This window comes from Roseomonas indoligenes, assembly GCF_017813365.1.
GTDB lineage: Bacteria > Pseudomonadota > Alphaproteobacteria > Acetobacterales > Acetobacteraceae > Roseomonas > Roseomonas indoligenes.
In genome coordinates this window covers 315,074-326,718 of sequence record NZ_JAGIZA010000004.1, presented here as the reverse complement: position 1 = coordinate 326,718, position 11,645 = coordinate 315,074, and the positions used below count along the sequence as shown (strand labels likewise).

Genomic DNA, 11,645 nt, shown 5'->3' with positions numbered 1-11,645 from the left:
GGTTCAGAGCCTGCGGAGGGCGTTTCTGCCACGGTCGGCACAGAATCTGTGGCATCCCTGCAACAGCGGTTTGATGTTGCCGCGCGGGGGCTGAACGGGAGCATGCCGCAGTGCATCATCCCTGCATGAAGCGGCGCCCCGGCGGCGTCACCATCCTACCAGGGAATACCTCCACGATGACCCGGCTCCGTTCCGCCCTCCTGGCGACGACCATGCTCGCGCTGCCGCTCGCGGCCAAGGCCCAGCCGGTGACCGGCCTCTACATCGCCGGCGGTGGCGGCTACAACTACGTGCAGGGCACCGAGGACCGGCTTGCCGGCAATGCCCGCGCCTCTGCCGTCGCGGCTGGCCTCAGCACCAAGACCGAGCTGAACTGGGAGAATGGCTGGGTTGGCCTCGGCTCCATCGGCTTCGGCTTCGGCAACGGCCTTCGCGCCGAGGTCGAAGGCTTCTACCGCCAGAACGACCTGCATGGTTTCTCCGCCGCTGGCCTCTCCACGCGTCGCAACGACGGCAAGCTGTGGCAGGCCGGCGCCATGGCGAACGTGATCTACGACATGGACCTCCGGATGTTCGGCTGGGCCAATCCGATCTTCACGCCGTATATCGGCGGCGGCATCGGCTGGTCGCACGTGAACGCCGACGGCGTGCGTGGCGACTTCCGTCCTGGCCGCACCCAGATCATCACCGCGGATGACGACGACGACGTGTTCGCCTATCAGGGCATCGCCGGCGTCGCCTTCCCGCTCGGCGTCCCCGGGCTGAGCCTGACGGCGGAGTACCGGTTCTTCGGCACCACGAAGCCCGAGGTTCGCGGAACGCAGATCAACGCCGCCGGCGTTGCCACGCGCAGCACGGTGAGCTTCGAGAACTTTAACCACAGCGCTCTGCTTGGCCTGCGCTACGCCTTCAACCAGCCGCGCCCGGCGCCCGCGCCGATCGCCGCGCCGATGCCGGCCGCTGCTCCGGCTCCGGCCCGCACCTACCTGGTGTTCTTCGACTTCGACCGCGCCGACCTGACGGACCGCGCCCGCCAGATCATCGCCGAGGCCGCCCAGGCCGTGTCCTCCACGGGCACGACCCGCATCGAGGTGGCCGGCCACGCCGACCGCTCCGGCACCCCGCAGTACAACCAGCGTCTCTCCATGCGCCGCGCCGAGGCCGTCGCTGCCGAGCTGACGCGCCGCGGTGTGCCCCGCTCCGCCATGTCCATCCAGGCCTTCGGCGAGAGCCGCCCCCTGGTGCCGACCGCGGACGGCGTGCGCGAGCCGCAGAACCGCCGCGTCGAGATCGTCCTGCGCTGAGCAGCACGATCCCGGTCACGGGACTTGGAAGGGGGCGGGACCGAAAGGTCCCGCCCCTATTCCCTACCGGCATATTCATTCTGATTCTGAATTAAAACTGTGGCGCCGCTGCAACAGCGACTTTGTATGACGAAGCTGTGCGTTGAGGCGCCAAACCACCGGGGGCATTTGGCATTTCGGATGTGCCGTCCTGAATGAACGCGGCCCGCCACCATACGAAGGATGAACTAATGTCGTTCCGTAAGGCCCTTCTGGCCGCCACCATTATCGCCGCTCCGGCGTCCGCCATGGCCCAGAACGGCGCCCCGCCCGTCACCGGCCTCTACATCGCCGGCGGTGGTGGCGCGAACTGGCTGATGGACCGCACCCTTGAGGGTCGCGGTGGCAACCGTGGTTACTTCAACAGCCTGCCCACCACCTCCTACGGCGAATCCCGCCAGAACACGGGTTGGGTCGGCGCTCTCTCGCTTGGCTGGGGCTTCGGCAACGGCGTCCGGGCCGAGGTCGAGGGCAACTACCGTGAGAACAACGTCGACAAGTTCGGCGGCTTCGGTGGCCCGGGCCGCACCAGCGCCTTCAACCGCATCGATGGCGACATTCGCCAGTACGGCGTGATGGGCAACGTCTTCTACGACTTCGCCTTCCCCGGCCTGCCTGTGCAGCCCTACATCGGCGCCGGCGCCGGCTACATCTGGACCGAGTATGACGGCGTGCGCGCCACCCGCGCCCAGGCCGGCGGCAGCACCATCCGCATCGACGACACGGATGGCCGCTTCGCCTACCAGGGCATCGCGGGTCTCGCCTTCCCGATCTCCGCGGTCCCCGGCCTGACCACGACCCTCGAGTACCGCTACATGGGCACGCTCTCGCCGCGCCTCGAGGGCCGCATCACCAACCCGGCCGGCGCCACCATCGCCCGCGGCAGCTTCAAGGCTGACGAGGCCGAGAATCACTCCGTGATGCTGGGCCTGCGCTACGCTTTCAACCAGCCGCGCCCGGCGCCCGCGCCGATCGCCGCGCCGATGCCGGCCGCTGCTCCAGCTCCGGCCCGCACCTACCTGGTGTTCTTCGACTTCGACCGCGCCGACCTGACGGACCGCGCCCGCCAGATCATCGCCGAGGCCGCCCAGGCCGTGTCCTCCACGGGCACGACCCGCATCGAGGTGGCCGGCCACGCCGACCGCTCCGGCACCCCGCAGTACAACCAGCGTCTCTCCATGCGCCGCGCCGAGGCCGTCGCTGCCGAGCTGACGCGCCGCGGTGTGCCCCGCTCCGCCATGTCCATCCAGGCCTTCGGCGAGAGCCGCCCCCTGGTGCCGACCGCGGACGGCGTGCGCGAGCCGCAGAACCGCCGCGTCGAGATCGTCCTGCGCTGAGCAGCACGATCCCGGTCACGGGACTTGGAAGGGGGCGGGACCGAAAGGTCCCGCCCCTTTCTTTTGCCCGGCGTTCCGGCCTAACCCTGCGCGATGACACCTCGGCCAGACCGCGACGCCATCAAGGCGGAGATCCTCCGCCAGACCACTGCTTGCGGGCCCGGGCGGAGCATTTCCCCAAGCGACGTCGCGCGTGCCCTGGCCGAAGAAGGCTGGCAATCCCTGCTCGGCCCCATCCGGCAGGCGGCGATGGCGCTTGCGCAGGAAGGGCAGCTGGAGGTGCTGCGAAAGGGTAAGCCGGTCGCGCCGGAAGCCCTGCACGGCGTCGTCCGCCTGCGCCTGCCCGGAACGAATCCGACGGCGGATTGACCGCGCACGGCGGTAGGGGACACTCACCGGCTTGAACTCCCGCCGGATCACCCGCGCATGCGCCATACACTTGCCGCCCTCCGCGACGCCTGGGCCCTCTCACGCCCCTTCTGGAACGGGGAGCATCGCTGGGCCGCGCGCGGGCTCCTGGCCGTCGTTGTGGCCCTGAACCTCGCGCTCGTCGCGATGAACGTGATCCTCACCTACTGGCAGCGCGGCTTCTATAACACGCTCGAGACGAAGGACTGGAACGGCTTCATCCACCTCCTGCTCCTTGGCGCGCCAACCGACGACTTCGCCTTCATGCCGGGCTTCAGCATCATCGCGGCGCTCTACATCCTCGTCGCCGTCTATGCCCTCTACCTGAAGCAGGCGCTGCAGATCCGCTGGCGCACTTGGCTGACGAACGACCTGTTGCGCCGCTGGATGGGGCGCAAGGCCTACTACCGCCTCTCCATCCGGGACGGCGGCACGGACAACCCGGACCAGCGCATCTCCGATGACGCCCGGCTCTTCGTGGAGAGCAACCTCACCCTCGGCCTCGGCCTGATGCGGGCCGTGGTCACGCTGCTCTCCTTCATCCTCGTGCTCTGGAACCTGTCGAACGGCATCACCGTCTTCGGCCTGCAGATCCCGGGTTACCTGGTCTGGGTCGCGCTCGCCTACTCGGCCATTGGCACCGCGATCACGCACCTGATTGGGCGCAAGCTGATCCCGCTGAACTTCCTTCAGGAGAAGGTGGAGGCCGATTTCCGCTACGCCCTGGTCCGCGTTCGGGAGAACGTGGAGGGCATCGCCCTCTATCGCGGCGAGGAGGAGGAGCGGCGCGGGCTTTATGACCGCTTCGGCGCCGTGATCGGCAACTGGCGCGCCATCATGAGCGCGACGAAGCACGTCTCCTTCTTCACCGCCGGATTCTCCCAGGTGGCGAGCATCTTCCCGCTGGTCGTGGCGGCGCCGAACTTCTTCGCCGGCAAGATCCCCCTGGGTGCGCTGATTCAGACCTCCTCCGCCTTCGGCTCGGTCCAGGAATCCCTCTCCTGGTTCGTCAGCAACTACACGGACCTCGCCTCCTGGCGGGCGACGGTGCAGCGCCTGACCGGCTTCGAGGCCGCAATCGCGGAGGCGGAGGCAACCGTCCAAAGCGGCCCGGCCATGGACGCCACCAACGGCAGCAGTCTTGAGGCGACCGCGCTGGAACTGCACCTGCCGAACGGCCGCGAGCTGCTGAAAGACGCCACCCTCTCCGTCGCACCCGGCGAGGCGGTGCTCGTCACCGGACCGTCCGGAAGCGGCAAGTCCACCCTGTTCCGCGCCCTTGCCGGCCTCTGGCCCTTCGGGGCCGGGCGCATCGCCCTGCCGGCCGGGAAGCCGGCCCTCTTCCTACCGCAGCGCCCCTACCTGCCGATCGGAACGCTACGCCGAAGCCTCGCCTATCCGGCGGCCGCGACGGAGTTCGATGACGCGGCGATGCGGGCCACCCTAGCCGAAGTCGGCCTCGGCCACCTCGTTCCGCAGCTGGACGAGGCCGCGAACTGGGACCGGGTGCTTTCCGGCGGCGAGCAGCAGCGCCTTGCCGTTGCCCGCGCCCTTCTTCACCGCCCCACCTGGCTCTTCATGGACGAGGCGACGGCGAGCCTCGACGCGGAGGCGGAAAGCCAACTCTACACGTTGCTCCGGGAACGCCTGCCAGGGACGGCCATTGTCTCCATTGCCCATCGACCCGCGGTGGCGGCCTTCCATGACCGGGTGGTGCGGGTGGAAGGGCAGAAGCTCATGCCCGCCTGAAGGCGGAGCTGGGGAAAGGAGATCGATGTTTCCATTCCCCGGAACGGGCCGCGGGAGCAGAGCCCCCCGAGGCCATCAGTGCTCCTGGTCAGGCGCCGGGTCAGAGTTGAGGAGGGTGTAGCGCTCCTCGCCAATTTTGCCGATCAAGGTGAACTGGGCGTGGAGGAAGTCCTCGTGCTTTTCCTCGTCCGCCAGGATCTTCAGCAGCAGATCGCGGGAGACGTAGTCCCGCACGGCCTCGCAATGGGCGATGCCTTCCTTCAGGTCGTTGATGGCCTTCTGCTCAAGCCGGGAGTCGCACTCCAGCACCTCCTTCACGGACTGGCCGATCAGAATCTGGTTCAGGCGCTGCACGTTGGGCAGGCCGTCGAGGAAGAGGATGCGCTTGATGAGCCAGTCGGCGTGGCGCATCTCCTCGATCGATTCCTCGTACTCGTGCTTGCCCAGGCGGGTCACGCCCCAGTGGTTCAGGGTGCGGGCATGCAGGAAGTACTGGTTGATCGCCGTCAGCTCATTGGTGAGCTGGATGTTTAGGTATTCGATAACCTTCGGGTCGCCGCTCATCGTTCGGGCCTCCAATTTCTGGAGCCGAGATGGAACTTCGCGCTTTTCCGGTCAAGTGTTTGTTTTTATTAGCCTTTGCGACTAATTCGCGAATGGCTCGGGCTCCTGAGCCGCATTCTCATTCCCGTTCCGGTTCTCCCGGAGCATGCAGAGGATGCTCATAGTGCAGGTGCCGCACTGGGCCCTGCAATTACAGGCCGAATAGACGTCATGGGTGCGCGCGGCACCTGAGGCGATGGCGGTCTGGATGTGCTTATCGGTCAGGCCATTGCAGATGCAGACATACATGCCGTGCAGTGCTCCCCCTCGCCGCTTGCGAGCGAGAGGGTTCTACCAAAGGCGGGGCTGGATGCAAGTAATTCTCATCGCCATTCGCGTTAACTGCTCGTCACAGCCAGGGCTGTCCCCCTACCCCGCGTCGCGCAGCACCCGCAGGACGTCCAGCCCGTAGCGGTCCAGCTTGGATGCGCCAACGCCATGCACCTCGGCCAGTCCGTCCAGGGTCAGCGGCCGCTGGGCCGCAATTTCCGCCAGGGTTCGGTCGGGGAATATAACGTAGGCCGGAACGGATTGTCGCGTGGCCTCCTCCTTCCGCCAGGCCCGAAGCGCGTCGAAGACGCCCGTCTCCACGGGCCCGTCGGTGAAGGACACGGTGTGGGGCGCGCCTCGGGCCCGGCCCCGGCGCGGGGCGCGAGCGGCCTCGCGCAGGGCGCGTTCCTGCAGCAGCACCGGCTCCTCCCCGCGCAGGATCGGGCGGGCGGCCTCGGTCGCGTGGTAGACCGGCAGGGTGGTGTCGCTCGACAGTTCCAGGGCGCCGTGGGCCAGCAGGTGACGGGCGATGTTCTTCCAGGCACCCTCCGCCACGTCCCGTCCGATGCCGAAGACCGAGAGCTTGTCGTGGCCGAGGGAGGTGATCCGGTCCAACGGCTTGCCCCGCAGCACGTCCACCACATAGCCCAGCCCGAAGCGTCCGCCGGTCTTGTGCACGGCGGAGAGGAGCTTGCGCGCGGCCTCCGTCGCGTCCACCAGCCGGGGCGGGTTGAGGCAGGCATCGCAGTTGCCGCAATCCTCTGTCAGGTCATCCCCGAAGCAGCGCAGCAGCAGGCGGCGGCGGCACGTGGCGCTCTCCACGATGGCGACCAGCCGGTCCAGCCGCTCATGGTCGAGACGCTTCTGGCCGTCGGCGGCGGGACTCTCCGCGATGCGGCGCCGGGCCACGGCGATATCCTCGGCGCCGTAAAGCAGCATGGCGCGCGCCGCGGCGCCGTCGCGCCCGGCGCGGCCGATCTCCTGGTACCAGCTCTCCGGCCCACCGGGCAGGGCGAGATGTGCCACCCAGCGCACGTCTGGCCGGTCGATACCCATGCCGAAGGCGATGGTGGCCGCCATCACCACCGGATCACCGGAGGAGAAGCGGCGCTCCGCCGCGCGGCGGTCGGCCGCTTCCATGCCGGCGTGGTAGTGCAGCGCGTCGTAGCCGTCCTTCTTCAGCCGGGCGGCGGTGCGCTCCGTTTCGGCGCGGCTGGGGCAGTAGATGATGCCGGCGCCTCGGCCGTCACCGGCCTCGTCCATGAAAGCGGCAATCTGGGCGGCGGCGTTGTCGCGCGGCGCTACTTCGATGCGGATGTTCGGCCGGTCGAAGCTGCCGCGGAAGACGGGGGCGTCCGTCAGGGACAGTCGCTCGCGGATGTCGTCCACAGTGCGCGCATCGGCCGTTGCCGTCAGCGCCACGCGCGGAACCTCCGGGAAGCGCTCGGCCAGCATCGTCAGGCCGCGATATTCCGGGCGGAAGTTGTGGCCCCATGCGGAGATGCAGTGCGCCTCGTCCACGGCGAAGAGCGCGAGGTTGCCCCGGGCCAGCCGCTCCGCCGTGCCCTCCACCGCGAGACGCTCCGGCGAGACGTAGAGGAGCTTCAGCTTGCCGTTGGACAGGTCCAGGGAAACGCGGCGGCGCTCCTCCTCATCCAGGCCGGAGTGCAGCGCCGCGGCGGCCACGCCCTGCTGGCGAAGGGCTGCGACCTGATCCTCCATCAGCGCGATCAGGGGCGAGACGACGACGCCCAGCCCCGGGCGGCAGAGGGCCGGCACCTGGTAGCAGAGCGACTTTCCCCCACCCGTGGGCATGAGGACAAGGCCGGAGCCGCCGCCGGTGACGTGCTCGACGATCTCCGCCTGCCGGCCCCGGAAATCCGTGAAGCCGAAGACGTCGTGCAGAACCCTGCGAGGATCGGCGGTCATGCCGCCCCCACGCGGGCCGGGGTCAGGGGCCGACCTTGATCTCGACGCGCCGGCTCTCGACCGGGAAGGCGATAAAGGGCACCCCGCCGCGCAGCGCGACGGTGATGCAGGCCGGCGCAACCCCATCCTCGCCCAGCGCGGCCGCCACGTTCTGCGCCCGGATTTCCGACAGGGCCCGGTTGTAGGCACGGGTGGCATCCGGGTCGGCGAAGCCCGCGACGAGCACGGGCGCGGCCGGATTGCGGTTGGCCAGCGACGCCGCCTCCGAGACCACGGCGCGCGCGGCCGGATCCATTCCCGCTCCGTCCTCCGTGAAGAAGACCACCCAGGACGGATGCTGCCCCAGGTTGTCCTCCGCGGCACAGGCCGCGAGCAGGGCCAGGCTCAGGCCCAGCGAAAGCAGCGTGCGCCGCATGGGGGGAAGCCTCGCGTGGACGGGGCTCCCCCTTGGCGGCGCCGTGAAGGAGTCGGTCAATCCGTTCCAGGCGGTTTACGGCAAGTGAGTCGGGGCGCGGCATGATCTGACGTTCAAATGGGGCGGCAGAGGCCGGCGCGGCAGGGCACGGCCGCGCAACGAAGCCTCTCAGGCCATGGCGGGAAGGGCCTGTCGGCCTGCGAGGCGCAGTATGCGCGTCGGCCGCTCCACCCCAATCAGGCGATGGGTGATGAGGATGGCGCTGCGCCCGCCCAGCGCCGTGTCCAGCGTCTCCAGGAAGGCGCGCTCGGTGGCCGCGTCCAGGCCGGCGGTCGGCTCGTCCAGGATGATGACGGAGGCCGGGGAGAGCAGAGCCCGGGCGAGCGCGATCCGCCGCGCCTGACCACCGGAGAAGCGGGCTCCGGCCTCGCCGCACCGCGTCTCCAGCCCTTCCGGCAGGGCGCGAACGAGCTCCGCCACCCGCGCCTTCTCCAGCGCAGCCCAGAGGTCCGCCTCCGGTGCGTCCGGCGCGGCGAGGCGAAGGTTGGCGGCGATGCTGTCGTCGAAGAGCGTCGCCTCCTGCGTCAGGCAGGCGATGCGGGTGCGGACGGCGTCGGCCGAAAGGGTGGCGTAATCGGCGCCGCCAAGGGTGATCGTGCCTACCTGCGGCGCGGCCAGCTTCAGCAGCAGCGCGGCCAGGGTGGACTTGCCAGAGCCCGAGGGGCCGAGAAGGGCGATGCGCGCCCCTTCCGGTAGGTCGAGCGAGAGACCCTCGAAGACAGGGGCCCTGTCCGGCGCCCAGGTGAATCGCAGGTCCCGGATGGTGATCGCGTGGCCGGCCGGGGTGGCGGAGATGACGGAGGCGGGCGGATCCGGCACGGGCACGGGCGCGTCGGCCGTCTCCAGCAGCCGGCGCGCCCCGGCACCGGCGAGGGCAAGGGCAGCGCCGGCGCGCGGCAGGGCGCCCAGCGCATCGGTCGCGGCGAGGACAAGAAACAGGGCGACCACCACTGGCCCGGCGCTGGCGCCTCCCTCGAGGAGGCCCCAGGCCAGCGCGCCGAGCAGCGCCGCCTGCGTCAGCAGCGTTCCCGCGGCGGCGCCGAGCGAACCGGCGCGGGTCACGCGCCGGCGGGCGGCGTCCATCCCGGCCGCGGCACCCTCCACCCCGGCCAGGGCGCGGCCCTCGGCATTGGCGGCGAGGATGTCCTCCATGGCCGTCAACGGCTCTGTCGCCTCCGCGCGGAGCCCCCCGGTGGAAGCCGCGAGGCCGGCGGCGGCGCGGGCCGCGACGGGTGCGACGAGCACGGGCAGCAGGAGGGCGAGGGCGAGCGGCAGGGCCACGATCGCCGCCAGCCCCGGCGAGAGGCGCCCGAGGATCACGGCGACAGCCAGCACCACCGAGGCGGCTGCGGCCATCGGCACGAGGGCGCGGAGATAGAGGCCGTCCAGCGCCTCCACATCCGTCACGAGCCGTCCCAGGAGGTCGCCGGAGCGGGTGAGGCCGGGGCCGGCCGAGAGGCGGCCGGCGAGACGACGGAAGAACCAGCTGCGCGTGTCGGCCAGGGCGCGGAAAGTGGCTTCGTGGGTCGCCATCCGCTCGCCCCAGCGGAGCAGGGGACGAACGAGGATCAGGGGCCGCAGCAGGAGGAGCGATCCCATTCCGGCGGCGAGCGTGCCGGTCGCCAGCCCGCTCGAGACGCCCGCACCGGCAAGGGCCAGCAGCGCCAGCCCGGCAAGGGCGGAGGCGCAGGCGGCCAGGACGCCGAAGACGAGCCATCCTGCGCGCGATCGCCAGAGACCGAGGATGCGAAGGAGGTCGCGCGCCGCCCTCATGGCACGGCCGCCCGGCGCGGCGGCACCGCGCGGCCATCGCGCAGTTCCAGCACCTTCGGGAAGCGAGCGCGGAGCGCGGCGGAGTGGCTGGCGATAATCGCGGTGCGCCCAGTGCAGAGGCGGCGGAGGCTATCGAGAACCTCGGCTTCCGTGGCCGGGTCGAGACCGGCGGTGGGCTCGTCCAGTAGGATCAGCGGCGCATCCCGCAGGAAGGCGCGCGCGAGGGCCACGCGCAGCCGCTGCCCGCCGGAGAGGCCATGCCCCCCCTCCCCCACGACCGTGTCCAGCCCGGCCGGCAGAGCCTCCACGAAGCCCATGACCTGGGCGGCCCGGGCTGCGGCTTCCACTGCGGCGTCATCCGCTTCCGGCCGGCCGAGGCGGATGTTCTCGCGGAGCGTGGCGCGCAGAAGCACGGGACGCTGCGGCAGGTAGGCGATCAGCCGGCGCCGCTCGGCCGGAGCCAGGGCCAGCGCGTCGCGCCCGTTCAGCGCGATGCGGCCGGATTCCGGGGCGGCAAAGCCCATGAGAAGCTTCAGGACCGTGGACTTGCCGGCCCCGCTGGGTCCGGAGAGGACGAGCGCCTCGTTCGGCAACACGCGGAAGGAGATGTCCTCCAGCGCCATGGGGCGGGACGGATCGGGGCGGTGCGAGAGATGGTCCACCACCAGGGTAACGCTCGGCGGTACCTCCTCCAGGCGCAGGCCCGGTCCTTCATCCGCCGTGACCAGCGGCGCCAGGGCCGCGGCCGCGCCCTGCGCGGAGAGGCGCTCGTGATAAGCGACGGAGAAGGAGCGGAAGGGCGAGAAGAAGGCGGGCACCAGCAGCAGGCAGAACAGCGCCGCCTGCGGCATGGGATGACCGGCCGCTGCCAGGGTGCCGTGCCGCCAGGCCAGGCAGCCCAGCACCGCCGCGGCGATCAGTTCCAGCGCGCCGGTGGAGAGGAAGGCGAGGCGCAGGACCTTCATGGTCCGGGCCCGCAACTCCTCCGCCGCCCGGTCGAGGGCGCGCGCCTCGTCCTCCTGCCGGCGGAACAGCACGAGGGTGGGCAGGCCGCGCATCCGGTCCAGGAAGCGGCCGGAAAGCTGCTGCAGGGCATCGAACTGCCTGCGGCTGGCCACCGCGGCACCGATGCCGGAAAGGGCCATGCCCAGCGGCACCATCAGCCCGGCCGCCATCAGGATCACGCCGCTCAGCGGATCGGCCAGGGCGGCGGCAAAGGCGACGAGGAGCGGGGCGGCGATGGCGAGGGCGGCGGCCGGCATCCAGCGGGCGAAGTAGCCGTCCATCGCCTCAACCCGATCCACGAGCAGGGAGGCGCCCTCCCCCGCCGGGCGGCTTCCCGGAGGCTCGGCGAGCAGGCGGGAGAAGAGGCGCCGGCGCAGGGAGGCACGGGTCGCCTCGCCGGCACGGGCGGCCAGCGCCTCCTGCGTGACGTTCAGGCTGATTTGCAGCAAGGCCAGGGCCGCGGCACCGCCCAGCACATCCCAGCCCGCCTCTCCGTAGCCGAGCAGCGCGGTAAGGAGCCGTGCCACCAGCCAGGCCTGCGCGATCCCACATGCGGCGGCAGCCAGGCCGAGCAGGATGGGCGGAAGCAGGGCCGCGCGCCCCTCCTTCGCCGCGGCGGCGAGGAGGGCACGGGCCTGGGCCTGTTGGGGATCTTTGCCGGCGCGTCTGGGCATCGCGGCGCGTTTCTAGGGCAAAGTGCCACCGGGCGAAATGCGGGACGATCGTGCCGCCGCCGAATGCCGCACAGGATGG

The 11,645-nt window shown here is 70.6% G+C and carries 10 protein-coding genes; 4 read left to right on the top strand and 6 right to left on the bottom strand.

What is annotated here, in order from left to right; all coding sequences use genetic code 11:
* Positions 1-176 precede the first annotated feature (176 nt).
* The 4 genes from J5Y10_RS09005 (at position 177) to J5Y10_RS08990 (ending at position 4,837) form a co-directional block, all read left to right on the top strand.
* Positions 177-1,304 carry an OmpA family protein gene (locus J5Y10_RS09005; RefSeq protein ID WP_209372805.1) on the top strand — a complete coding sequence of 376 codons (1,128 nt, stop codon included), beginning with the start codon at positions 177-179 and terminating at the stop codon, positions 1,302-1,304.
* Between the two features lie 230 nt (positions 1,305-1,534).
* Positions 1,535-2,680: an OmpA family protein gene (locus tag J5Y10_RS09000; protein ID WP_209372803.1), complete on the top strand. Its 1,146-nt coding sequence runs from the start codon at positions 1,535-1,537 to the stop codon at positions 2,678-2,680.
* A gap of 93 nt (positions 2,681-2,773) precedes the next feature.
* Entirely contained in the window at positions 2,774-3,049 is a 276-nt protein-coding gene (locus J5Y10_RS08995; protein WP_209372801.1) for a DUF3253 domain-containing protein, read from the top strand.
* A 57-nt stretch (positions 3,050-3,106) separates the two neighbouring features.
* The gene (locus J5Y10_RS08990) at positions 3,107-4,837 is read left to right on the top strand and encodes an ABC transporter ATP-binding protein/permease (protein WP_209372799.1); all 1,731 of its coding nucleotides are present in this window, start codon (positions 3,107-3,109) and stop codon (positions 4,835-4,837) included.
* Between the two features lie 75 nt (positions 4,838-4,912).
* On the opposite strand, the gene bfr is transcribed toward J5Y10_RS08990, so the two are convergent.
* The 6 genes from bfr to cydD form a co-directional block, all read right to left on the bottom strand.
* The gene (gene bfr, locus J5Y10_RS08985) at positions 4,913-5,401 is read right to left on the bottom strand and encodes a bacterioferritin (protein ID WP_209372797.1); all 489 of its coding nucleotides are present in this window, start codon (positions 5,399-5,401) and stop codon (positions 4,913-4,915) included.
* An 81-nt stretch (positions 5,402-5,482) separates the two neighbouring features.
* The gene (locus J5Y10_RS08980) at positions 5,483-5,689 is read right to left on the bottom strand and encodes a (2Fe-2S)-binding protein (protein WP_209372796.1); all 207 of its coding nucleotides are present in this window, start codon (positions 5,687-5,689) and stop codon (positions 5,483-5,485) included.
* Positions 5,690-5,809: 120 nt separating this feature from the next.
* Positions 5,810-7,639 carry a DNA helicase RecQ gene (gene recQ / locus J5Y10_RS08975; RefSeq protein WP_209372795.1) on the bottom strand — a complete coding sequence of 610 codons (1,830 nt, stop codon included), beginning with the start codon at positions 7,637-7,639 and terminating at the stop codon, positions 5,810-5,812.
* Positions 7,640-7,661: 22 nt separating this feature from the next.
* Positions 7,662-8,054 (bottom strand): OmpA family protein, encoded by a 393-nt coding sequence (locus tag J5Y10_RS08970; protein WP_209372794.1) that lies wholly within the window; start codon positions 8,052-8,054, stop codon positions 7,662-7,664.
* Between the two features lie 168 nt (positions 8,055-8,222).
* Positions 8,223-9,887 (bottom strand): thiol reductant ABC exporter subunit CydC, encoded by a 1,665-nt coding sequence (cydC, locus tag J5Y10_RS08965; RefSeq protein WP_209372793.1) that lies wholly within the window; start codon positions 9,885-9,887, stop codon positions 8,223-8,225.
* Positions 9,884-11,566 carry a thiol reductant ABC exporter subunit CydD gene (gene cydD / locus J5Y10_RS08960; RefSeq protein ID WP_209372792.1) on the bottom strand — a complete coding sequence of 561 codons (1,683 nt, stop codon included), beginning with the start codon at positions 11,564-11,566 and terminating at the stop codon, positions 9,884-9,886. The genes cydC and cydD overlap by 4 nt, the downstream gene beginning before the upstream one ends.
* Between the last annotated feature and the right edge of the window lie 79 nt (positions 11,567-11,645).

Excerpts from the sequence above, each read along its gene's own strand:
- J5Y10_RS08995 (WP_209372801.1), top strand. The coding sequence starts at position 2,774 with ATGACACCTCGGCCAGACCGCGACGCCATCAAGGCGGAGATCCTCCGC.
- J5Y10_RS08970 (WP_209372794.1), bottom strand. The coding sequence starts at position 8,054 with ATGCGGCGCACGCTGCTTTCGCTGGGCCTGAGCCTGGCCCTGCTCGCG.
- J5Y10_RS09000 (WP_209372803.1), top strand. The coding sequence starts at position 1,535 with ATGTCGTTCCGTAAGGCCCTTCTGGCCGCCACCATTATCGCCGCTCCG.
- J5Y10_RS09005 (WP_209372805.1), top strand. The coding sequence starts at position 177 with ATGACCCGGCTCCGTTCCGCCCTCCTGGCGACGACCATGCTCGCGCTG.
- bfr (WP_209372797.1), bottom strand. The coding sequence starts at position 5,401 with ATGAGCGGCGACCCGAAGGTTATCGAATACCTAAACATCCAGCTCACC.
- recQ (WP_209372795.1), bottom strand. The coding sequence starts at position 7,639 with ATGACCGCCGATCCTCGCAGGGTTCTGCACGACGTCTTCGGCTTCACG.
- cydD (WP_209372792.1), bottom strand. The coding sequence starts at position 11,566 with ATGCCCAGACGCGCCGGCAAAGATCCCCAACAGGCCCAGGCCCGTGCC.
- J5Y10_RS08990 (WP_209372799.1), top strand. The coding sequence starts at position 3,107 with ATGCGCCATACACTTGCCGCCCTCCGCGACGCCTGGGCCCTCTCACGC.
- J5Y10_RS08980 (WP_209372796.1), bottom strand. The coding sequence starts at position 5,689 with ATGTATGTCTGCATCTGCAATGGCCTGACCGATAAGCACATCCAGACC.
- cydC (WP_209372793.1), bottom strand. The coding sequence starts at position 9,887 with ATGAGGGCGGCGCGCGACCTCCTTCGCATCCTCGGTCTCTGGCGATCG.